The sequence below is a fragment of the uncultured Winogradskyella sp. genome (assembly GCF_947498005.1).
Taxonomy (GTDB): Bacteria; Bacteroidota; Bacteroidia; order Flavobacteriales; family Flavobacteriaceae; genus Winogradskyella.
In genome coordinates this window covers 280,800-305,905 of sequence record NZ_CANMIW010000004.1, presented here as the reverse complement: position 1 = coordinate 305,905, position 25,106 = coordinate 280,800, and the positions used below count along the sequence as shown (strand labels likewise).

Annotated in this window: 13 protein-coding genes; 9 read left to right on the top strand and 4 right to left on the bottom strand. The window is 31.9% G+C overall.

Features of this window, described 5'->3' with window-relative positions:
• Nucleotides 1–7: 7 nt before the first annotated feature.
• From tpx to ribB, 8 genes are all read left to right on the top strand, one after another.
• Nucleotides 8–508, top strand: coding sequence for a thiol peroxidase (gene tpx / locus Q0891_RS09600; RefSeq protein ID WP_299101088.1), 501 nt, complete (start codon nt 8–10; stop codon nt 506–508).
• Nucleotides 509–515: 7 nt separating this feature from the next.
• Nucleotides 516–884 (top strand): diacylglycerol kinase family protein, encoded by a 369-nt coding sequence (locus Q0891_RS09595; protein WP_299101086.1) that lies wholly within the window; start codon nt 516–518, stop codon nt 882–884.
• Nucleotides 885–893: 9 nt separating this feature from the next.
• On the top strand, nt 894–1,403 hold the full coding sequence (locus Q0891_RS09590; RefSeq protein WP_299101084.1) for a hypothetical protein: 510 nt from the start codon (nt 894–896) through the stop codon (nt 1,401–1,403).
• 103 nt (nt 1,404–1,506) lie between these two features.
• A complete protein-coding gene (locus Q0891_RS09585) occupies nt 1,507–2,280 on the top strand; it encodes a M15 family metallopeptidase (protein ID WP_299101082.1) in 774 nt (257 codons plus the stop codon).
• A gap of 48 nt (nt 2,281–2,328) precedes the next feature.
• The gene (locus tag Q0891_RS09580) at nt 2,329–4,785 is read left to right on the top strand and encodes a DNA translocase FtsK (protein WP_299101080.1); all 2,457 of its coding nucleotides are present in this window, start codon (nt 2,329–2,331) and stop codon (nt 4,783–4,785) included.
• Nucleotides 4,786–4,850: 65 nt separating this feature from the next.
• Entirely contained in the window at nt 4,851–5,495 is a 645-nt protein-coding gene (locus Q0891_RS09575; RefSeq protein ID WP_299101078.1) for an outer membrane lipoprotein carrier protein LolA, read from the top strand.
• A gap of 17 nt (nt 5,496–5,512) precedes the next feature.
• Nucleotides 5,513–7,501, top strand: a complete 1,989-nt coding sequence (locus Q0891_RS09570; RefSeq protein ID WP_299101076.1) for an LptF/LptG family permease — start codon at nt 5,513–5,515, stop codon at nt 7,499–7,501.
• A 32-nt stretch (nt 7,502–7,533) separates the two neighbouring features.
• Nucleotides 7,534–8,682: a 3,4-dihydroxy-2-butanone-4-phosphate synthase gene (gene ribB, locus Q0891_RS09565; protein ID WP_299101074.1), complete on the top strand. Its 1,149-nt coding sequence runs from the start codon at nt 7,534–7,536 to the stop codon at nt 8,680–8,682.
• Between the two features lie 192 nt (nt 8,683–8,874).
• On the opposite strand, the gene Q0891_RS09560 is transcribed toward ribB, so the two are convergent.
• The 4 genes from Q0891_RS09560 to Q0891_RS09545 all read right to left on the bottom strand — a co-directional run bounded on the left by Q0891_RS09560 (nt 8,875) and on the right by Q0891_RS09545 (nt 16,460).
• Nucleotides 8,875–10,254, bottom strand: coding sequence for a tail fiber domain-containing protein (locus tag Q0891_RS09560; protein WP_299101072.1), 1,380 nt, complete (start codon nt 10,252–10,254; stop codon nt 8,875–8,877).
• A 525-nt stretch (nt 10,255–10,779) separates the two neighbouring features.
• A complete protein-coding gene (locus tag Q0891_RS09555; protein WP_299101071.1) occupies nt 10,780–14,541 on the bottom strand; it encodes a transglutaminase domain-containing protein in 3,762 nt (1,253 codons plus the stop codon).
• A 19-nt stretch (nt 14,542–14,560) separates the two neighbouring features.
• Nucleotides 14,561–15,754: a DegT/DnrJ/EryC1/StrS aminotransferase family protein gene (locus Q0891_RS09550; RefSeq protein ID WP_299101069.1), complete on the bottom strand. Its 1,194-nt coding sequence runs from the start codon at nt 15,752–15,754 to the stop codon at nt 14,561–14,563.
• Between the two features lie 76 nt (nt 15,755–15,830).
• The gene (locus tag Q0891_RS09545; RefSeq protein ID WP_299101067.1) at nt 15,831–16,460 is read right to left on the bottom strand and encodes an NAD(P)H-dependent oxidoreductase; all 630 of its coding nucleotides are present in this window, start codon (nt 16,458–16,460) and stop codon (nt 15,831–15,833) included.
• A gap of 384 nt (nt 16,461–16,844) precedes the next feature.
• Here Q0891_RS09545 and Q0891_RS09540 point away from each other — a divergent pair, with 384 nt between their 5' ends.
• Nucleotides 16,845–25,103 carry a BspA family leucine-rich repeat surface protein gene (locus Q0891_RS09540; RefSeq protein WP_299101065.1) on the top strand — a complete coding sequence of 2,753 codons (8,259 nt, stop codon included), beginning with the start codon at nt 16,845–16,847 and terminating at the stop codon, nt 25,101–25,103.
• Nucleotides 25,104–25,106: the final 3 nt, after the last annotated feature.

Below are 25,106 nucleotides of genomic sequence, written 5' to 3'. Positions count from 1 at the left end.
AAAAATTATGGCTAAAATAACGTTAAAAGGAAATCCTATAGAAACAATAGGTAGTTTACCAACAACTGGTAGTAAATCTCCAGATTTTAAACTTACGGCGACAGACCTATCCACTAAAACTTTAAATGATTATGAAGGTAGTCGTTTAGTCTTAAATATTTTTCCTAGCATTGATACTGGCACATGTGCACAATCTGTAAGAACATTTAATGAAAAAGCAAGCCAACTTGAAAACACAAAAGTGTTATGTATCTCTAAAGATTTACCATTTGCACTCGCTCGTTTTTGTGGCGCAGAAGGATTAGAAAATGTAGAGAGTTTATCTGACTTTAAAACAGGTAGTTTTGGAGACGATTACGGTTTAACGTTTAAAACAGGTCCTCTTGAAACATTACATTCTAGATGTATCGTGGTACTTGATAAAGACGGAACAGTACTTCATACTGAACAAGTAGAAGAAATTGTAGATGAACCAAATTACGAAACTGCATTAGAAAGTTTAAGCTAATAAGGGAATGCAAAAAAAGGAATCCTTTTTAGTAAATAGAATAAAAAGCGTTGGTTTTGCTTTTAAAGGCATGCTAATTCTTATTAGAACGGAAGCCAGCATTAAGGTGCAATTATTTATAGCAATTGTAATGACCTTTGCTGGCTTCTTTTTTGATATTTCTAAAAGCGAATGGATGGCTCAAGTTATAATGATTGGTATTGTAATGAGTATGGAAGGTATGAACACTGCTATTGAATATATTGCAGATTTTATTCACCCAGAATACCATAAGAAAATAGGCTTAATAAAAGATGTAGCTGCAGGTGCCGTTTTTATCGCTGCAATTATTGCAGTTATTTTAGCTGGCATTATTTATCTCCCAAAGTTTGTATAAATTTATTAAATGTCATTCAATTTAATAGACAGAGTACTATACCTAAATAAAAGAGGAAACCCTGAACCAATGAAACAAGTTTGGCAATGGATTGTCAAAAATGAAGTTGAACCAGCAAACAAATTTATTAGTGATAGTGAAACTTATTATTGGAAAATAATTTCGTCACAACAATTTAATTCTCTCATAGGCGAAGAAAATACCGATTGGGTTTTAATTTTCACAAAGAATAAAACATTTAAAGCATTAGGAAAGTATATTTTATATTCTGAAAATTTAATAGGAAATAAAAATCATCCTAAGATTCATACATTATGGATTTTTAATTCAAACTTTGAAGGACTGGAAGTATCCAAACAGCCTTTATTTATTTGTTCTCCACATAATTTCAAAAGCACTACAAGAACCATAGATCATGACTTTCAACTTCTCATTTCAAAACTTAAAAACCCTAAGATTAAACTAACCGAGTTTATCATAGATCCTAAATCAAAAGAACGTTATAAACGAATACGATAAAAACTAACTTATCTCTTCATTCTATACCAAAACGAGAAGAATAAACGTTACTAATTTGTATTTTTGTTAAATTCTGATTTTGCAATCCTTTTTAAATAATAAAATGAAGCAATCGTTACTAATTTTTCTGCTTTCATTATTTGTTTTTAGTTGTGAAAAGCAAATGAAATCAGTTCATCATGTTCTTAAAATTAATGGTCGTTTAGGTCAACTTGAAATTAAAAATGCTAACGATTATCTTACAGCAAAAGAATTCGTTTTAGGTAAATTTAATTATCGAGAAGATTTGAGATTTACTAAAGTAAAATCCATGCATTCCGCTAAAGTATTGTACTTAGATATAGAAGTATATAATGCTTTTATAAAAATGTACGATGCTGCAGTTAAAGATGGTGTTTCATTAAAAATAATTTCAGGCACCCGAAATTTTAATGAGCAGAAGGCCATTTGGGAACGTAAATGGCAAAAGTATAATAGTCTTAAACCTACAGAACGTGCAACGAAAATATTAGAATATAGTTCTATGCCAACCTCGTCTCGTCATCATTGGGGAACAGATTTAGACTTAAATAGTTTAAGTAATTCGTATTTTAGCAGCGGAAAAGGAAAAGTCATTTACGATTGGCTCAATGCAAATGCAAATGATTTTGGCTTTTACCAAGTATATACCGAGAAAATAAACGGTAGAACCGGTTATAATCTCGAAAAATGGCATTGGTCTTATTTACCTTTAGCAGGTGAGTATTTAAATTTTTATAATTTTAATATTACCGCAAAAGATGTAAACGGATTTGATGGAGCACTATTAGCTAATGAACTAAATATTATAGAAGACTATGTAAATGGTATTTCTAAAAAAGCAAAAGCGTACAAATAAATATTTCTGATAAATAGAAAATATATACCGAAATGAATTCGGCTAAGAATGGCAAAAAAAACAACAAAAAAGAAAACAACTTCAAAAGCAAAAACGACAAGCAAAGCAAAGGCGTCTATAAAAAAGCCTTCCTTTAAGCTAAGCAGTCAGCATAAACTAGTTTTTGGTAGTTTACTTATAATTTTAGGACTTCTACTTTTTATATCTTTTTTATCGTTTGTGTTTACCGGTAAAGAAGATCAAAGTGTTTTACATAGTTTTCCTGAGCGGTCAACAGAGTACAAAAATTGGGCAAGTCAATTAGGCGCTTGGGTAAGTGAATTTTTTATTACAAAAGGGTTTGGTATACCATCCTTTATATTTTCTGGTTTAATATTTCTTTCTGGAGTTTATGTCACTCTTAATTTAAACAAAACAAAACTCCGAAAACATTGGATTTGGGGAACACTAATAATAATATGGCTATCTATATTATTAGGCTTCTTTTCACACAAATATGATTTACTTGGTGGCACCATAGGTTTTGAAATGAATCAATTTTTTCAAGATTATATCGGTAAAATCGGCACCATCCTTCTATTATTATTTGGTTTCATCACTTATTTAGCCATTAGATTTAAAGTTACAGGTGAGAGTATTATAAACACTTTTAAAAGTGCCAAATCAGCTATTAAAGATGATCTACAATCTGAAGAAAATGATAAAAAACCAACTGTAATTTTTGATAATAACCTAACGGAAGAAGCTGAAGCAATTAAATCTGCGTTTGAGATTCCTTTAGAAGATCCAAAGCCAACTATAAGCAACCATTCTAAGCCAACTGTAAAGGCAGAGCCAAAAACTGAAGTCAAGACTGAAGAGCTTAAAATGGAAGTAACGGCCAAACCTGTTGAAGAATCCGTTGAAGTGCCAGAATTAAAAGTTGAAGTTGAAACCGTAGAAGAAGAAAAATCTGAAGATGATAATTTAGCAGATAAATTAGTTGAAGACTTTGGGCAGTTTGATCCTACTTTAGAGTTGAGTAAGTATCAATTTCCGACTTTAGATTTATTAAAAAAATATGATAACGAAGGGATTTCTATAGATCAAGAAGAACTTGAAGAGAATAAAAATAGAATTGTAGAAACCCTAAACAATTATAAAATTGGTATTAGTAGTATTAAAGCGACTATTGGACCAACAGTTACACTTTATGAAATAGTACCAGAAGCTGGTATCAGAATTTCAAAAATTAAAAATTTAGAAGACGATATCGCTCTTTCTCTTGCTGCATTGGGTATTAGAATCATTGCTCCTATTCCTGGTAAAGGAACTATTGGTATTGAAGTACCAAATAAAAATGCGACTATTGTTTCAATGCGTTCTGTAATAGCATCACAGAAATTTCAAAAATCTACAATGGAACTTCCAATTGCATTTGGTAAAACCATTAGTAACGAAACCTTTGTTGTAGACTTAGCAAAAATGCCACACATGCTAATGGCTGGTGCTACAGGACAAGGTAAATCTGTAGGTTTAAACGCTGTACTAACGTCATTACTTTATAAAAAGCATCCTGCGGAAGTAAAGTTTGTATTGGTTGATCCCAAAAAGGTGGAATTAACGCTGTTTAATAAAATTGAACGTCACTATTTAGCTAAACTACCAGATAGTGAAGATGCTATTATTACTGATAATACAAAGGTTATTAATACATTGAATTCATTATGTATTGAAATGGATAACCGTTACGAAATGCTTAAAAATGCATTTTGTAGAAATATTGCTGAGTATAATGCCAAATTTAAAGCTAGAAAATTAAATCCAAATGATGGTCATGCATTTTTACCATACATTGTATTAGTTGTAGATGAGTTTGCGGATTTAATTATGACAGCTGGTAAAGAAGTAGAAACACCTATCGCTCGTTTGGCGCAACTAGCAAGAGCTATTGGTATACATTTAATTGTTGCAACACAACGACCATCTGTTAATGTAATTACTGGTATTATAAAAGCCAATTTCCCAGCACGTATTGCTTTTAGGGTAACAAGTAAAATAGATTCACGTACCATTTTAGATGGCTCTGGCGCAGATCAATTAATTGGTCGGGGAGACATGTTGTATACACAGGGCAATGAACTTATACGTATACAATGTGCTTTTGTAGATACGCCAGAAGTTGAAAAAATAACAGAATTTATTGGCGGTCAAAAAGCATATCCTGATGCACATTTATTACCAGAATATGTTGGTGAAGAAGGTGGCACAAATCTTGATATAGATATATCAGACAGAGACAAATTGTTTAGAGATGCGGCAGAATTGATAGTGACAGCACAGCAAGGTTCTGCATCTTTATTACAGCGAAAACTAAAATTAGGATACAATAGAGCCGGTAGAATTATAGATCAATTAGAAGCCGCTGGAATTGTAGGTAATTTTGAAGGCAGTAAAGCAAGGCAAGTATTAGTGCCAGATTTATTAGCTTTAGATCAATTATTAGAAAACGAAAAAAATCAATAAGATTAAATATTATAAAATAAATGAAATCAAAGATTCACGACAACAATAAAAATAAAATAAGCGCTATGAGTAAAAAATTATTTGTAATTGCATTTTTAGCATTAGGATTTATAGGATTTGCACAAAGTGATGCCAAAGCAGAAGCATTACTCAACGAAGTTAGCACTAAGATAAAAGCTTATAAAAACATAAGCTTAGATTTTAAATACGAATTAAATAATGTAAGTGAAAGCATTAGCCAAGAAACGCGTGGAGATGTTGTAATGGAAGGCGAAAAGTTTAAATTAAATATATTAGGAATTACGCGTATTTACGATGGAAAAACGATGTATACTATTAGTCCTGAAGACGAAGAAGTAACAATATCCTCAGATAATACAGAAGATGAAAGTACAATTACACCAAGTAAAATGTTATCATTTTATGAAGATGGTTATATCTTTAAAATGGATATTGTTCAGACGGTAAAAGGTAGAAAAATTCAATATGTAAAACTAAGTCCTATCGATACAAATTCTGAAATCAAACATGTATTATTAGGTATTGATGCGACTACAAAACACATTTATAACTTAATTGAAGTTGGTAAAAACGGTACTAAAACAACATTAACTGTTAATTCTTTTAAAACCGACCAACCTATTTCAAAAACCTTATTTACATTTGACGAAAGTAAATACAAAGATTACTACATCAACAAATTAGATTAAGGCAAAATTATAACTGTGTGAAAATACTCGATAGGTACATACTTATCACATTCTTAAGGACGTTTTTAAGCGTCTTTATTATATTCATGTTTATCTTTATTTTGCAAGGAGTTTGGCTATATATTGCTGAGCTAGCTGGTAAGGATTTAGATGTTATTGTGACTGTAAAATTCATTCTGTATTACATGCCAAAACTAATTCCTTTGGTAGTTCCGCTAACTGTATTATTGTCTTCAATAATGGTTTTTGGAAATTTTGCAGAAAACTATGAATTTGCTGCTATGAAATCCACAGGAATTTCACTGCAACGTGCTATGCGTAGCTTAAGTGTCTTTATTGTAGGCTTAGGTATAGCCTCTTTCTTTTTCGCGAATAATGTGATTCCTTGGGGCGAATACAATTTCTATAATTTAAGAAAAAATATTGCTAAAGTTAAACCCGCTTTGGCAATTGCAGAAGGTCAATTCAACGAAATAGGAAATATAAATATTAAAGTAGATAAGAAATCTGGCGATAGAGGTCAGTTTTTAGATGGCGTACTTATTCATAAAAAAAGTAATAAGCGTAAGTCTGGCAATTTTATCGTTATTATCGCCGAAAAAGGCGAATTAAAAAGTAGTCCTGACTCCAATATTTTACAGCTCGAATTAATTAACGGAAATTATTACGAAGAAGTATTAAATAATAATCGCTCTAATACAACAGATCAGCCACACGTAAAAAGTTATTTTGACAATTATATTTTTAATGTTGATTTAGAAAATTTAAATCCTGATGACCTTGATGAGAAAAGCCAAAGTGACAGGTATAACATGTTAGATGTTTCTCAATTAAACTATACCATTGATAGTTTAAAAACACAAAGACAAAATGATTATTCTGCCTTGTCAAATACCTTATACAATAGAAGCACCTACTCTTCTTTAAATATGAATATTGATACCGTTAAAGTTGATACCTTGTATACAGGAAAAAATATTTTAGACCTTTTTAATACAAACCAAAAGGTTCAAATATTAAATCTGGCAAAAAACTCGGCTAATAGCACAAAGCAGATTATAGAATCAAATAAAAAATCATTTCAAAATAAGCAGATAAGATTAAACAAGCATATTATCGTTATGCATGACAAGTTTGTGTTAGCTTTTGCATGTGTTATCTTATTTTTTGTTGGTGCACCACTTGGAGCTTTAATAAGAAAAGGAGGTATAGGATTACCAATGGTTGTGGCCATCGTACTTTTCTTAACCTACCATTTCTTTGGGATTTTTGCAAAAAACAGTGCAGAAAAAGGAAGTTTTAGTCCAATAATTGGCGCTTGGTTATCTACAGCTGTTATGCTCCCATTAAGTATCTATTTAACAACAAGAGCTACCAATGACAAGGGGGTTTTTCAGTTTGATGCCATTACTGTTCCATTAAAAAATTTGTTTTCTTCAAAAAACAAAGTTCAACTTTCTGAAACAGATACAAAAACTTATAATTTTTATAAAAAGTATTCATTAAATGAGTTAATTGGTATCATTAAAAATCAGAATGAATTCGATTTAGATAAAAAACCTAAAGAAATTGCGCTTCACAGTATATTAGATAGAAATATTTTGTTAGAAGGTTTAAAATCCGAAGGCTTAGAAATTCCAAACAAACTTATTGATGCACGGGTTTTATTGACAGACTATAAAGACTATTCTAAAACTAGTATTATTAGTTTTTTCTTAGGTATTATTCTATTAGTTTTATTTTTCGTTTTTAAAAATAACAAACTTCCAGATCTTGCTGAAACCGCTAAAACGTTAAGTATAATTGCAGGTTTGTTTTTTGCAATATATGTAGTTGTAGATGCCTATATATATTCAAAATTTTATAAAACACTTGATTTAGAAGGCAAACGAATAAATCCATTTATTCATATTATTACTTTACCTATTTACCCTTTAAAATATCTCGTATTAAGGAACAAGGTTTCGCAAGACTTTTACACGAGTTGTCTTCAAAATATAAAATAACCTTACCTTTGCTTTTTATAAACTCAATGACTATGATATCTAATTCAGTGAATACTAAAACAAAACTTAATACAATAGAAGAAGCTATTGAGGATATTAGGCAAGGTAAAGTGATCATTGTTGTTGACGATGAAAACCGTGAAAACGAAGGGGATTTTTTGGCTGCAGCAGAAAAAGTAACACCAGAGATGATTAATTTCATGGCAACTCATGGTCGTGGTTTAATCTGTGCACCACTTACAGAGCATAAATGTGAAGAATTAGAACTGAACATGATGGTAAGAAATAACACTGACCCAATGGAAACCGCTTTTACAGTGTCCGTTGATTTAAGAGGGAATGGTGTTAGTACAGGTATTTCTGCTAGTGATAGAGCAAAAACTATACAAGCTTTAGTACAAAAAGACACTAAACCTTTTGAGCTGGCAAGACCAGGACATATTTTTCCTTTGGTAGCAAAAGAAGGTGGAGTTTTGAGAAGAACAGGACATACTGAGGCTGCTATAGATTTTGCAAGATTAGCTGGTTTTGAACCAGCAGGTGTTATCGTTGAGATAATGAATGAAGATGGGACGATGGCTCGTTTACCACAACTATTAAAGGTTGCAGAGAAATTTGATCTTAAAATAGTTTCTATAGAAGATTTAGTAGCCTATCGTATGGAATACGACTCTTTAATAGAGAAGAAAGAAGATTTTGATATTGAAACGCGCTTTGGTAAATTTAGACTTAGAGCTTATCTGCAAACTACAAATAATCAGGTGCATATTGCACTAACCAAAGGAAACTGGAAATCTGATGAAGCCATCCTAACACGTGTCAATTCTACATTAGTGAATAATGATATCCTAGGAACCTTAACTAATAATGCTGATAAAAAATTAGATGACATGTTCAATGTTATTAATACGGAAGGAAAAGGCGCTATTATTTTTATCAATCAGCAAGCACAATCTATGAATTTATTAAACCGTCTTTCATTATTAAAAGAAAATCAAATTGACGGTCAATTAATAAAAGCTCCAAGTTTAGCTATGGATTCTAAAGATTTTGGAATTGGAGCACAAATACTACACGACCTTAAAATTAGCAAACTTAAACTGCTATCAAATAGTCTCCAAACTAAACGTGTAGGTATGATTGGTTATGGTTTAGAGATTGTAGAATATGCTGAATATTAAGAGATAAATAGCTCTTCCTAATTATTACTTCTAAATATTATACTTGAAGCACTTGTTTAAGTTTACAGTTATAATTAGATTCTATTTCTCAATGTAAATAAAAAAAGAAAGCCGCTCCCTACAGCGACTTTCTATGTGTTCTCTTAAATATGAGAACGTCTCAAACTATTGAGCTTATCATGTCATTATTTTCTATTTCGCTTTTTTAAGTAGAGTTTTCAATTCATTTATTTCATTTTCTAAACGATCTATTTTTTCTAATTTTTTATTCTGCGCTTCAATTAGTTGATTTTGCTCTTGAATTGCTTTGGTAAGAACTGGAATTATATCACTATAATAAACCCCTAAGTTTTCATTTTTTTGTAAAACACCAGGTTCATTTTCATCTGGATATACGAAATCCTGAGTTTTCACTACTTCTGGTAAAATTTTTAATAACTGTTGTGCAGAAAACCCAAGTTTCACTTCGGAAGGATTGTTGGAATTTTTCCATTGATAACTAATAGGTTCGAGTTTCATAATTTCATTTAAGCCATAACTTAGACTCTTGATATTCTTTTTTAAACGAATATCACTAGTGTTTACAACACCTGAAGTGGCATAAACGTCATCCCATCTAAATGTTGATGTACCTAAATCATATGTATTATCTATAGGAGAAACCCAAGAGCCATAAGGCCCAATCATTAAATTTCCAAAATCTGTAATATATTCAGTAGACCCTATTTGTATTGCTGTCCCATTGGTGTGGGCAGATCGATAAAATGATGCCACATATTCTAAATTTATACCATTAACAGATGCTCCATTGTTAGTTAGACTTAGAATATTTGTGCCTGCAAACATCACATTTTCTCCAGCGTCAACTCCAAATGCCATAGGGTTAGCATCTGATTCAATTCTAAAATCATTGTTTCCTCCCGTTTCATTAAAAATAGCCGATCCTCTAAGGTCTAAAGTTGCATTGGGTATTGTTGTATTAACTCCTATTCTATTAGTACTAGCATCTACAAACAGCGTACTAGTATCTACACTTAAATCGCCGTTATTACCATTCTGCAAATACATTAATGTATCATTATTGGTAATAATTTCATTACCGTCTAAACGTAATGAATTACCTATTTCTAAAACACCAGAGCCTATAGTTCCATTAGCATCAGCAGTATAAGTAAACTCTACTCTACCTGAGTTAACTTCTAAGTCACCAGCATTTGCGTTTATAACTCTACCTGCACCTGGACCTCCTTGATCATAAGCTTGGTCTAGCGTGTTAGCACTACCTATAAATGGTGTCCAAGTTGTTCCGTTCCAATAATAATAACCTTCTCCACTGCCTCCAATTACTGATGCATTTGTGTTCCATACCAATAAACTTGTTGCAGGTGCTGTAATTGGTGTTGTATTATTTGTAACATTTACTAAACTTACTCTTGGTATTAACAAACCACCATATGTAGATGTAATGTCTAATGCAGATGATGCATCTGGATTTGTATTTCCTATCCCAACTTGTGCATAAGAAATTACTGTTAATAAACAAAAACCGATAACGATAGCTAATTTTTTCATGGTTGTCATTTTTAAATTGGTAATTTTTAATGTGATTTATACTTTACTATATTGTGAAATAAATAGTCTAATGTTTTAAGCACAGCTTATAATTATTAGATGGCATTATTCAAAGAATTAACATCCATAGATGATTTTTATTGAAGGCGTTTTTTTTAACGACCTACAATCTTTTTCATCTTAATTGTGTTATTTAAATGGCACAATTTATAGTTAGTATAAAGGGGGAATTTAATACTGATGTAAAATTACAGAACACATTATTATATCACTGTAAGACATGTAACAAATGCTATGAGATATGTAACATTGTAGTATTTACAAGTGTTACACCTGCTTTAACTGTAATTTTTGAGAGATTCTTTATACGCTGAAGTTAATACAGCAACTTAATGTTTTTGATTAGTTCTCAATTGTATTTGAATACAAACAAGTAAATTTTAAAAAAAATGAATTGCAAAAAAAAACCACTTTATAAGTGGCCTTTCTTTCAAACTAAATTTGTAATATCTAATCCAAGATTGTTTATTTAAACCCAATATATTCTAATTCGGTTTCTAAAATATTCTTAACATATATTTTATAGGTTGGGTAATCTTCAGGCGAGACATTATCATATGGTGTAACGGCTTCAATAGTTACATTCAGTTGATTAGGCCTAGGGTTTTCATAGGTAATAGAATACTTATGATTCTTAAAGTTAAAGTTTTTACTTTCTGGAATTTCAACAAAAGTTTGACCTTCTTCAATCTCTATATTATATTGAGTTGAGTAAGAATCCACACTTTCGTATTGAATATAATCAATTGGATAATTTCGTTCTTCTAATTGAATAATAGAATTCTCATATGGATGCGTAAGTATCGGCAACTGTAGAATTTTAATAGATCCTATACTACTCAACTTTTTATTTAGAGTTAAATCAGATTTAAAAGTAAGTGAAGCTGTGTCATTTTGTTTTTTATAATCTGAAACTGTGTTCAATGTAAAATCATCACTTAGTTTAGATTCAAAATCTTCTGAAATGGATTTCTTAATAATATCTTGGTTAGGTTCACTAAACACTTCATTATAATAAGGCGTATTATGACCTATAACTTCAGTAGCTATTTGCAAATTCATGTTTTGTTGAGATAAATTAATAGTAACCTTATTATTAATTGCTGATTTTATTCTATTAACATTATCTAAGTGGATTAAATCATAAGTTTTATCACTCTTGGCAGTACTAAAAGGTATTTCTAAGGCTGTAGCTCCTCTCAAACTTGTTGGTAACGATTTATATGGCAAATACTTATTTGTCAATTCTAAAAATTGCTCTTTACCATCTATCATTACTTTTACTATACAATGATTAAAATCTGTACTTGGTAAAACCAAATTGTTTCTTCCATAATCTGAAGTTAATACCAATACTAGATTGGATTCTAATTCTGCCATTTTAGCTAGTGTAACGAACAAAGTTGAGAAATCTTTACAATCGCCTAAGCTTGTATTTATAGTTTTGGAAGGCTTTTGAGGAATAAATCCGCTTTGCTTAAAACTCACATAGCTATAATTAAAGTTAGAGGTAATATAATCGTAGATAATTTTAGCTCGCTCATTTTCACTTAGGTTTTTAAAACCATTAGGAAAAAGTAATTTAAATTCACTTTCTACTTTAGAGTTAACCTCTATTCTTGTTCTTACTAAATCTGAATACCATTCTGCAATTTCGTTCCAACTATCAATTGTATTATAATGTAGATAGCCTAATTCATCTACTGAATTTGGCATGTAATCTTCGGCAAAATCCATAGTTTTTGCACCTTTTAATTCCCACTGATAAAGCTTATATCCATTTTTATTAGAAATTTTAGGCTCTAAGTCTCCATTAATATATTTATAATTGAGATGACTGGTTTTTGGTATCAAAATATCTATTGAAGTTAAAACCATTGGATGAAAAGAATCAAATTGTATTTTATCTGAAATGTCTTTGTAGAAGCGTCCTGTAGTAGTTGCCAATCCTTCATAATCTATATAGACAACATCACCAATACTTATATCATTAAATACCAAATTAGAGCCTCTTCGGTCTGCAGGTACAATATTACCATCTGGTTTAACTAACTCTGACTTTAAAAATTTATAAGAACCACTAAGGCCCAAATTGTATTCCTTAAAGGTGTCTATTCCACTATTAGATGTTACTTCATAGACATATACATACCTATATTTAAATCCGCCTTCTTCAAACACTTCTATATTACTTTCATCTAATAAAATATTAAACCCATAATTATTTGTAGTTATTTTATTTCTGTTTTCTGTAATATAATCATAAGCGTCTTCTAAGACCAATTCATTTATAAGGTTAGATTTTTTTGATATATCATTAATCTTTTTTCTGAGTCCAGAATCGCCACTATTATGCTTAAGTGCCTTCTCGTAATATTCTAAAGCCTCATCTGATTTACCAAGTTGTTTTAAAATATCGCCTCTTAGCTCCATTGTTGTAAAACTGTAGGGATAATTTTGAAGCATTTCTTCTGTATACGGCAATGCCTTATCAAACATTTGATATTCTACATAACGATTAACCATGCGCTTTAAATAAGAATTATCCATTCTCATTTCCTTATAATGCTTGTCAATTAAATCTAAAACTTTATCCTTCTCGTTTTTCTTATCGTAATAATTGATAAGCTTATTTTCTGCACTTAAGCTAAAATTCTCTTTAGAAATACTTTCTAAGGCTGCAATAGTTCTATCTTGATCTTGAAACAATTGATCAAATAACGGAGCATATCTAAGTTTAAAGTTTGTGTTCTCGTTTTTTTCCGCTAATGAATTTAATCGCTCCAGTGTGGTTTTAATTCCAGATAAATCCTCTTTTCGTGCGTAGTAGAGAAAATCGGCTGCACCATTAATAATTTCTGAATCAAAAGCATTCTTTAGTTTTTCTATGTAATCTTCAAATTCAGTCATGGTAAGTCTAGAAAGCTCATCGTATTCTGTTACCTTATTTATTATAGGCAAGTAATATTCAGGATCATCGCGCTCTATGTTTTCATCTAACTCATCTGATGACGTATAATCTTTTTCTAAATTATAAGTTGTCATTAATGCGCTTCTTAGCAATGAGCTCTTAGGATATTTTTCATAATGAGGCATTAATATATCTCTTGCTTCATTATATTTTGAATTTCTTAAAAATGTATAATAAAGCGCATAGGTGTATAAAAAGTTATCTGGTTGAGATTTTATTTTTGCTTCAAAATAACTCTCAAAATCATTTTTCATTTCAACAGGATTCAAATCTAATAATGCTGACTTATTATAACTCGTTGGTTTGTTTGAAGAGGAAATAGACGTTAATGGTTTTTTATTTTCATCAAAAATCGCTATCATAAAATAGGGATTAGAATTGCTTTCAGCTGATTTAAATAATAATCTATTATTACCTTTAGGCAGGTTTACCAATACCTCGTAACCATTTAAATCTGTAGAAACATCTTTGTCATACTTATAAATTTCAACATCATTTAAAAAAAGCTTAAATGCAGAACCACAACCTACACGCAAAATAACTCTTTGATCTATTGAAGAATTAATAAAAGTTTGTGCATAATTAACGTTGGAACCATATTCATTATGATTTGAAAAATTCTGATAAGCCTCAATAGGATTTGTTCCATTATACCATTGAATAATCCCGTTACTTTTAGCGTCAAAATCGGTATTATTAGTAGGTGTTGTTTCGGGTGCGTAAAATTTATCTAACCCACTTTTATTCATGTTTTCAAAACTTCCGCAATACTGCCAATCTTTTATAGCATTCATTTTGGAGTTTAGATTATTATAAGCATCCCAGTTATTATTATGTCTATTTCTAATAGCATCTAAATAAAGAATAGCATCTTTTAGATCCATACTATTTAGTTCTAAAGACATTACAGCATCTAAAGTTTCAAAAGTGTTTTTATTGAAACCATCTTCTAAATAATCATCAAAAAGAAATGTTCTATTCCAAAACGCAAATAAATAATATTCAAAATCTTCTTTTTGTAGAAATGTGTTTAAAAAATCGTCATTACGTGTTATTTTACCAGACTCATTTCTGTAAATCTCATTCAATAACAACCAATCTAAATCTGAACTTTTATTTTTATCAATAATCTTACCAGCTTCTACTCTATTATTGGATAATAAGTGGTCCCAAAATTTTGCTTGATTTTTGTTTTGTGAAAAACAATTAATGGAACATAAGATGACTACAGAAAAAAATAATAGTGTTTTATACATAAATAGAAATTATAATAAATTAATTAATAGCTTTAATCAGTTGAGCCATTTTCTCAGCTCTTAATTTTACCTCATCCTCTGTCCATGATAATTTAATTAAACAAGAAATATTACGAGAGATATAGTGATCGGATTGGTCAAAAGATTTAGTTTGAAGATACTCTAATCCTTTTTTAACTTCGGAAGAAATAGGATATAAAGATTTTAAATCCTTTAAATGGTTCCATTTTCTAATGTAATGCCAATTGTTTTGATAATAATTCCAACAGACATCAATTCCATTTGTTTTAAATGCTTCAATTACTTTTTGAGCACCATCTAAATCTGGCATAAAGAAATTTAAAAAAGCATAACTCTCTTCTCCACCAACTGGCACAGTTCTAAATGTTACGCCAGGCACTCTAGCTAATTCATTTTTTATGATTGTAAAATTCCTTTTCTGTATTGCTATAAAATCTGGTAGTCGCCTTACTTGTGCTAATCCTACAGCTGCATGTAACTCTGAAATTCTAAAATTGTAACCTAAAAAGGGATGCGTTTCTGCACCTCTATCATTACCTACATGGTCATGACCATGATCACTAAAATGATCAGCATTAATGTAATAGTCTTTATTATTAGTAACTACTGCGCCACCTTCTCCACAAGTTATAGTTTTTACAAAATCGAAAGAAAAACAGCCTAAATCTGCGATACTACCTAATGGTTTTCCTTTATAAGAGCCTCCTATGGCTTGGCATGCATCTTCAACAAAAACTAAATTGTGGTCATTACAAATTTTACTCAAGGCGTCCATATTACCCATAGAACCGCACATTTGCACAATCATCACAGCCTTAGTCTTTGGCGTAATAGCCGCTTCAACAGCTTTAGGATCTAAGGTTAGTGTATCATCAATATCTACTAAAACCGGAATTGCACCTAACATCATTATGGCTTCAAAACTAGCTACAAACGTAAATGTTGGCATTATAACCTCATCACCTGCACCAACACCTGCAGAAGCCAATGCCACCGAAACAGCTGCAGTTCCGCTAGATACTAACTGAACGTGATTAGAATTAAAAGTTGTGGCTAATTCTGCTTCAAGCTCTTTTGCTTTCCAATGACCTTTACGCATGCCATCAAAACCATAGCGCATTAAAACACCATTGTCTAAAACATCGTTAACTTCTTTTCGTTCTAAATCACTGAATAATTCAAATCCTGGCATATATTAAATTGGTTTTATAAATTGAAAATTGTACAAACAAATATAATATTTTGAAGGTTTTAAAATAAGAAACTGACTACAAATCTATTATAGTTTCTGACACCTGTTTTCTCACTTTTTTTAAACCAGCAAACATATCATCGCCTGCTCTATAACCTACAGGAAGCATTAATACAGAATTAAGTCCGTAGGTATCTAATTTAAGTAGATTGTCTACCTCTGCAGGTAAAAAACCTTCCATTGGGCAACTATCAATGCCTTCAATTGCACAAACCGTCATTAGGTTACCTAATGCAATGTAGGCTTGTCTTGTAGCCCAACCTATCTTTTTTTCTAAAGGCATAGATTTTAGAGTTGTCTGCAACTGAGCTTTAAAAGGATCTAGAATAGAATCTGGTGTGTTTCTTATAGATTTTATAGTTTCAAAATGAGCATCTACATCATTTTCATCAATCTTAGTCTGTATACATAAAACCAATACATGAGATGCATCTACGACTTGACGCTGACCATAAGATACATCAACTAATTTTTCTTTTAGTTTATCATCTTGAACAACCACCATTTTTAGTGTTTGTAATCCATAGGACAAAGCCGTTAGATTAAAGGCTTCTTTTAAAGTTTTTAGTTGCTCTTTAGAAAGTTTCTTTTTAGAGTCAAACTTTTTTGTCGCGTAGCGCCATTTTAATTTTTCTATGACAGACATTCTATTCTTTTTAACAAAAATAAGGAATTATCAATTGCCGAATTTCACAAACGACCTCAATTATTAACTTAAACTACTTTAGTTCATAATTTTAAAATTTAACGGTTTTCAGGGTATTACAGAATTATATTCCAATTTAAATTTGTAACGTAAAACATATGAGTACATATGTTGCATTTATATCGTACAATGCGTTTTTTCATATTGAGAAAGACTATTAATGGAAAGAAATGATAATAGGACAATTTACATTTAAGGTTTATTACAAGTAAAACCTTAAGAATACTAACCGTTTATCGTATTTTTTTGTATGTTTGTCGATATTGCTAAGTTTTAGAAAAGTCGAAAAACCCGATTTTATTTAGAAACAAGATTTCAATAAAAATGAATAAAAACCTCATATTAATTCTAGTTCTAGCGTTTAGTTTAAACACTTTTAGTCAAGACTTTAGTGCCATCTGGAATACTGCAAACACGGAAACTAATTCTACGTTAGATAACCAAATTGAGATTCCAACAAACCCAGCCTACACCTATGATTACACAATAAATTGGGGCGATGGTAATACAGACACTAATGTCACTGGCAATATTACACACACTTATGCCTCACCAGGCACGTATACTATAAATATATCGGGAACCTTTCCTCAAATTTATTTTAATAACACAGGAGATCGACTAAAAATTGAGGAGATTCTTGATTGGGGAAATATTCAATGGCAAAGCATGGAAAATGCATTTTGGGGTTGTAGTAATCTAAATTTTGATGCGATTAGTTCTCCAGATTTATCCCAAGTTACAAGTTTACAGAACATGTTTAGGAATTGTAGCAGCTTCAATGGAATCGTTAATAACTGGAATACTATAACAATAACGAATTTATCTGGCATGTTTGCTAGTGCAGTAACATTTAATAGACCTTTAGATAGCTGGAATGTGAGTACTGTTAACAACATGTTTGAAATGTTTTATAATGCTAGAAATTTTAATGAACCTCTAGATAGTTGGAACACCTCATCCGTTACAGATATGGCAAGTATGTTTAGAGAAGCCTATGATTTTAACCAAAATATAGATAATTGGAGTGTAAATCAGGTTACTACAATGCAACGCATGTTTAGTGGCGCTTCAAATTATAATTCGCCTATTAATTCATGGAATGTAGCCAATGTTTCTGATATGTTTGAAATGTTTGAGGATGCTAACAATTTCAACCAACCATTAGATAATTGGGATGTGAGTAACGTTACTAATATGTCTGGTATGTTTGATGATGCAGATGATTTTAATCAGCCTGTTGAGATATGGAATGTTGGGAGTGTTACGGATATGTCAAATATGTTTAATGAAGCAGGTTCATTTAATCAACCGTTAAACAACTGGAATGTTAGTCAAGTTACAAATATGTCTAGCATGTTTGAGAGAGCTACTATTTTTAATCAACCTATAAACAATTGGGATGTTGGAAATGTAACGACTATGCACTCCATGTTTGACGGAAACTTTGGTGGTTCAAGTTTTAATCAACCGCTAGATTTATGGAATACTATTAATGTTACAGACATGAGTTACATGTTTAGACGATGTGACTTTAACCAACCTATTGCTAGTTGGAATGTTACTAACGTCGTAACCATGTCTGGTATGTTTTATTTAACGCCTGCCTTTAATCAACTTATTGAAAATTGGGACGTTTCTCAAGTCACTAATATGGCGAGTATGTTCTATCAAGCTGCACAATTTAATCAACCATTAAACAATTGGAACACTGGTGCTCTTACAAACATAAATAGCATGTTTAATAATGCACCTCTATTTAATCAACCATTAAATAATTGGGATGTTAGTAACGTAACAAATATGTCTAGCACATTTAATGGTGCAAGTCTATTTGATCAAAATTTAGCTACTTGGAATATTACTAGCGTAACAAACATGACTAACATGTTAAGTAATTCAAATTTAACTTTAGAGAATTATGATAATACGCTTATCGGCTGGGCTGCTCAAACCGTTCAAAGTAATGTTTCATTAGGTGCATCATCACTTACCTACTGTGATAGCTTAGAAGAAAGGCAAGATCTAATTGATATTCACAATTGGAATATTACAGGAGATAGTGTTAACTGCTCGTACGTATTATGTACATCAATTATTTCGCCTATTGATGGCGACACGAATGTACCTGCCAACTCAAACATTATTTGGGATCCTGCTCCAAATGCTACAGGCTATATTATTAGTATCCGAAGAGAAGATGATATGGGCAACATCATTCAAATTATTTTTGACAATGAAGATGTTGGTAATGTTGTGAGTGTCACTTTTACCAACGAATTTCTTCCTGGTGACAATGTATTTGTAACCGTAATACCATATAATGACGAAGGTCCAGCAACCGATTGCGACGAAATCTATTTTAAAACCGTAGAAAGTTGGGTTAATAGTCCTGATGCTTTTAAACTAACATACGATACGCAACTGCTAGACGGTACGTTTACAACACCTATAAACCAATTAGAAATACAAACAAGATCAGGAATAACCTATGATTTCTCAATTGATTGGGGCGACGGACAATATAATAACAATGTCACTGGAGATATAACACATACCTATTTAATACCTGGTGTTTACACGGTTAGTATTATTGGCGATTTCCCTGCACCAAGACATGAAGAATTCTATAGTGATGGTTACAAACTATTAACAATAGACCAATGGGGAACTCAAGTTTGGGAATCGATGCAAGGCGCTTTTGCCGGTTGTGATAATATGGAATACAATGCCACCGATACTCCTAACCTTACCAATGTCACAGACATGAGTAGAATGTTTATTACGTGCTACAACTTTAATGGAAACATAAACGCTTGGAATGTTAGTAATGTTACTAATATGTATGCCATGTTTGGTGTTACAAATTTATACAACCAACCTTTAGATAATTGGGATGTTAGTAATGTTACTAATATGTCTTTAATGTTTTTTGGTACAGATGTATTTAATCAAAATATTGATAATTGGGATACATCTAGTGTTACAGATATGAATAGAATGTTTGAAGGTACAGATGCTTTTAATCAACCATTAAATAGTTGGGACGTGAGTAATGTAACTGATATGAGCAGTATGTTTGAGCGTGCTGCTGTTTTTAATCAACCTTTAAATAATTGGAATGTTAGTAGTGTAACTAGCATGGAAGAAATGTTTTACAGCGCTTCTGATTTTAATGGAGAAATTAGTAATTGGGATGTAAGCAACGTCGTTGATATGAATGAAATGTTCAGATCCGCCACTGTATTTAATCAACCTATAAACGGATGGAATGTTGGCAATGTAATTACTATGAGCAGTATGTTTTATGGTGCTTCATCGTTTAATCAGCCTGTAAATAATTGGGATGTTGGCAATGTAATTACCATGAGTAGTATGTTTTATAATGCATCTGCATTTAACCAACCATTAGATTTATGGGATGTATCATCAGTTACCAACATGTATTCAATGTTTAGAAGTGCAACCTCATTCAACCAAAATATAAATAATTGGAATGTAACTAATGTTATTAATACCTCTAGTATGTTTCAAAATGCTTCCGTTTTTAATGAGCCACTAAATCAATGGGATGTAAATTCTGTTGTAAACATGACGTCTATGTTTGAAGACGCTTCAATATTTAATCAACCAATAAATAACTGGGATGTTAGTGCTGTAGCTACAATGTCTTCTATGTTTGAAGATGCCATTGCATTTAATCAACCTTTAAGTTCTTGGGATGTAAGTTCTGTTACGCTTACAGATGCTATGTTTAAAGGTGCTATAATTTTTAACAATCCAATAGATAGTTGGACAGTCGCTTCTGTTACCAATATGATGTCCATGTTTGAGGAAGCAACTGACTTTAACCAACCTTTAAATAATTGGGATACTGGAGAAGTGCTCACAATGCAAGAAATGTTTAAAGCTGCTACATCTTTTAATCAAGAAATAGATGCTTGGGATGTTTCGTTTGTAACCAATATGGAAGAAATGTTTATGGAAGCTTCAACTTACAACCAAACAATGGATAGTTGGAATGTTGCCTCTGTAACCACTATGGAAGGTATGTTTGAAGATGCAATTGCCTTTGATAGTGCAATAAATAGCTGGAATGTACGCCAAGTATTAACCATGAAAAATATGTTTTATGGTGCCACTGCATTTAATCAAACGCTTAACAATTGGCGAGTCACTGGTGTTGAGAATATGGAGAATATGTTTAGGGATGCTATTTCTTATAACCAATCTATGGATGCATGGAATATTGGTACGGTTACCATGAGAAGTATGTTTAGAGATGCTTCTGCCTTTAACCAGAATTTAGTGGATTGGGATATAAGTAATATCACTAATGCAACCAATATGTTAGATGATTCAGGATTATCTAGAGAAAATTATGATGCATCATTAATTGCTTGGTCAGACCTTACATTAACACCAGGATTAACTCTTGGAGCGGATAATTTATTGTATTGTGATGCTTTACAACAACGACAAAGTATAATAGACAATTACGGATGGAACATTCTTGGAGATATACTAGATTGCCCTATTCCAGAATGTACCCAGTTAATTTTGCCATTAAATGGCGCTACTGATGTACCTGTAAACACCAATTTAACATGGGAAGATGTTCTATTTGCTAATGGCTACCGCTTAGAAATCACAATTCAACCAAGTGGAACTGTAATTAATGAAGTCTTAGGCGATGTCACAACGTATCAATTCCCAACCAATTTTACTGGAGGAGAAACGGTATTTGTTACAATAATTCCATTTAATGATACTGGTGATGCTGTAGGACCATGTACTGAAGAAAGTTTTACAATCTCTTCTAATCCTGCAACAATTCCTGAGTGTACAAATCTTACTTTACCATTAGATGACGCTACAGAAGTTGAAGTTGAAACAGACATAAGTTGGTCTCCTGTAATTAATGCTAATGGCTATAGGTTAACTGTAGTTACAAACCCTGGAGGCATCGTAATTGTAAATAATGAGGATGTTGGAAATGTAAATACCTATGATTTATCAACGGATTTACCAGAAGAGACACTAATAGAAGTAACAATTACACCTTATAATGATGAAGGCGATGCTAGTAGTTGCGCAACTGAAAATTTTACGACACAAACTATTCCTACAGCACCATTATGCACCAACTTAATAAATCCACTTAACAATAGTATAGATGTTCCCATTGATACAAATATTTCTTGGAATGCTGTAGCAAATGCCACTGGATATTTAATTAGCATAGGTACTACAACTGGAGGAATTGAAATAGCCAACAGTATTGATGTCGGAAATATGACGACTTACGATATACCGAATGACCTTCAAAATACATGGACTTATTATGTGACTATCATACCATACAATTCAATTGGTGATGCAACTGGTTGTAATGAAGAAATTTTTATTACTGAAGACCCAATTTCTACAACACCTGCATGTACTAATCTTACAAGTCCTAGTAATGGTGATACTGATATTGTTACTACTTTAAATCAAATTACGTGGAGTACTGCTGCAAATGCGACATCCTACAGCGTAACCATTTCAGGCACCGTAAATAATGATATTACTAATTTTGAAACGACTGATACCTTCTATAATTTTACTAATGCTTTTGTAAATGGAGAAGTTGTAACCGTTAGCATAATTCCTTTTAATGCTACTGAAAATGCATCAGGTTGTATCTCGGAAAGTTTTACGATTATTCCTGAAGCCCCTAACTGTACAAACCTAACTAGCCCTTTAGATGGGGCCAATGGTGTTGCTGTAGATTTAAATCAAATCACATGGAATACTGCTACAAATGCAACGTCCTATAACGTAACCATTACTGGTACAGCGAATAATAACATAACCGATTTTTCTACTACTGATACTTTTTACAATTTTGCTAATACGTTTACAAACGATGAAGTTGTGACGGTTACCATTATCCCTGTTAATGGAACAGTTGATGCTACTGGTTGCGCGTCTGAAAGCTTTACTATTATTCCTGATACACCAAATTGTGCAAATCTTGCTAGTCCTTTAAATGGCGATACAAATATTGAAACAACATTAAACCAAATAACATGGAATACAGTTGCCAATGCGACACTTTACAGAGTGACTATTTCTGGGACTGCAAATAATGATATTACAGATTTTGAAACGACTGACACTTTTTATAATTTCAGTAATCCGTTTGTAAATAGTGAAGTTGTTACCGTAACAATAATTCCTATTGATGATAACGTGGAAGCTTCTGGTTGTGCGTCGGAAAGTTTTACTATTATTCCTGAAACACCAAGTTGTACAAATCTTATAAGTCCAATTGATGGCGAAACTGAAGTTGCTGTAAATTTAAATCAAATCACATGGAATGCTGCTACAAATGCAACGTCCTATAACGTAACCATTACTGGTACAGCGAATAATAACATAACCGATTTTTCTACTACTGATACTTTTTACAATTTCGCTAATACGTTTACAAATGACGAAGTTGTTGCAGTTACCATTATTCCTGTTAATGACACTGTTGAAGCTACTGGTTGTGCGTCTGAAAGTTTTACTATTATTCCTGACACGCCAAGTTGTACAAACCTTACGAGTCCTTTAAATGGCGACACAAATATTGAAACAACATTAAACCAAATAACATGGAGTTCAGTTGCCAATGCAACACTTTATAGAGTAACTATTTCTGGAACTGCAAATAATGATATTACAGATTTTGAAACGACTGATACCTTTTATAATTTCAGTAATCCGTTTGTAAATAGTGAAGTTGTTACCGTAACAATAATTCCTATTGATGGTGCTGTGGAAGCTTCGGGTTGTGCGTCGGAAAGTTTTACTATTATTCCTGAAACACCAAGTTGTACAAATCTCACAAGTCCTATTAATGGCGAAACTGAAGTTGCTGTAGATTTAAATCAAATCACATGGAATGCTGCTACAAATGCAACGTCCTATAACGTAACCATTACTGGAACAGCAAATAATAACATAACCGATTTTTCTACTACTGATACTTTTTACAATTTCGCTAATACGTTTACAAATGACGAAGTTGTTACAGTTACCATTATTCCGGTTAATGACACCGTTGAAGGTACTGGTTGTACATCTGAAAGTTTTACTATTATTCCTGATACACCAAGTTGTGCAAACCTTTCTAGTCCTTTAAATGGCGATACAAATATTGAAACAACATTAAACCAAATAATATGGAACACAGTTGCCAATGCGACACTATATAAAGTTAGTGTCTCTGGAACTGTAAATAATGATATTACAGATTTTGAAACGACTGATACCTTTTATAATTTTACTAATCCATTTGTAAATAACGAAGTTGTTACCGTAACAATAATTCCTATTGATGGTACTGTGGAAGCTTCGGGTTGTGCGTCGGATAGTTTTACTATTATTCCTGAAACACCAAGTTGTACAAATCTTATAAGTCCAATTAATGGCGAAACTGAAGTTGCTGTAGATTTAAACCAAATCACATGGAATGCTGTTGACATTGCAACAAGTTACAAGGTCACAATTATTGGTACTACTAATAACAATGTCACAAATTTTGAAACTACAAATACGTATTATGATTTCACAAATGTGTTCGTAAATGAGGAAGTTGTTTCGGTTACTATAATTCCTGTGAATGATACCGTTGAAGCTACTGGTTGTACATCTGAAAGTTTTATTATTATTCCAGAAACACCAAATTGTACAAACCTTACGAGTCCAATCAATGGAGAAACTGATGTGGTCATTGATTTAAATCAAATCACTTGGAATGCTGTTTCTAATGCAACATCTTATAAAATTACTATCACTGGAACTTTAAGTAATAACGTTACAGCTTTTGAAACGTCTGAAACATTCTATAATTTTTCAAATCTATTTGAAAATAATGAAGTCGTAAATGTAACCATCATTCCTGTTAATGACACTGTGGAAGCTCTAGGTTGTACCTCAGAAAGCTTTAGCATTGTAAAAGTACCACTATGTACATACCTCATTGCTCCTTTTGATGGTGAAACAGATGTAGCAGTAGAATCCCAGTTAGCATGGGAAGACATTTATAATGCTGATGGTTATTTACTCGCCATAGGCACAACTGTTGGTGGTACAGATATTTTAAATTATTTAGACGTAGGGCAAACTACCTCATATAGTTTTGATGATGATTTGGAAAGTATTACAACTTATTACGTTACAATAATTCCTTATAACATAAACGGTGAAGCCGAAAACTGTACTGAAAGTAGTTTTACAACACTCAAAATTCCTAAGAACGATGTTAAGTATGGCTTCTCTCCTAATGGTGATGGTGTTAACGATTTTTGGAACATTGTTGGCATAGAAGACCATCCTAACAATACCGTATCTATTTATAACAGATGGGGAGATTTAGTATTTGAAATTGACGATTACAATAATACGTCTAACGTTTTTAGAGGTGTAGCCAATAAAAAAACGAAAATGGGTGCAGGAAATCTTCCTGATGGAACCTACTTTTTTCAGTTCTCTATTAGTGGTGAACATAATTTTAAAACCTTAAAAGGTTACGTAATTATTAAAAGATAATTA

Excerpts from the sequence above, each read along its gene's own strand:
- Q0891_RS09585 (WP_299101082.1), top strand. The coding sequence starts at position 1,507 with ATGAAGCAATCGTTACTAATTTTTCTGCTTTCATTATTTGTTTTTAGT.
- Q0891_RS09560 (WP_299101072.1), bottom strand. The coding sequence starts at position 10,254 with ATGAAAAAATTAGCTATCGTTATCGGTTTTTGTTTATTAACAGTAATT.
- tpx (WP_299101088.1), top strand. The coding sequence starts at position 8 with ATGGCTAAAATAACGTTAAAAGGAAATCCTATAGAAACAATAGGTAGT.
- Q0891_RS09555 (WP_299101071.1), bottom strand. The coding sequence starts at position 14,541 with ATGTATAAAACACTATTATTTTTTTCTGTAGTCATCTTATGTTCCATT.
- ribB (WP_299101074.1), top strand. The coding sequence starts at position 7,534 with ATGATATCTAATTCAGTGAATACTAAAACAAAACTTAATACAATAGAA.
- Q0891_RS09545 (WP_299101067.1), bottom strand. The coding sequence starts at position 16,460 with ATGTCTGTCATAGAAAAATTAAAATGGCGCTACGCGACAAAAAAGTTT.
- Q0891_RS09590 (WP_299101084.1), top strand. The coding sequence starts at position 894 with ATGTCATTCAATTTAATAGACAGAGTACTATACCTAAATAAAAGAGGA.
- Q0891_RS09540 (WP_299101065.1), top strand. The coding sequence starts at position 16,845 with ATGAATAAAAACCTCATATTAATTCTAGTTCTAGCGTTTAGTTTAAAC.
- Q0891_RS09595 (WP_299101086.1), top strand. The coding sequence starts at position 516 with ATGCAAAAAAAGGAATCCTTTTTAGTAAATAGAATAAAAAGCGTTGGT.
- Q0891_RS09550 (WP_299101069.1), bottom strand. The coding sequence starts at position 15,754 with ATGCCAGGATTTGAATTATTCAGTGATTTAGAACGAAAAGAAGTTAAC.
- Q0891_RS09575 (WP_299101078.1), top strand. The coding sequence starts at position 4,851 with ATGAGTAAAAAATTATTTGTAATTGCATTTTTAGCATTAGGATTTATA.
- Q0891_RS09580 (WP_299101080.1), top strand. The coding sequence starts at position 2,329 with ATGGCAAAAAAAACAACAAAAAAGAAAACAACTTCAAAAGCAAAAACG.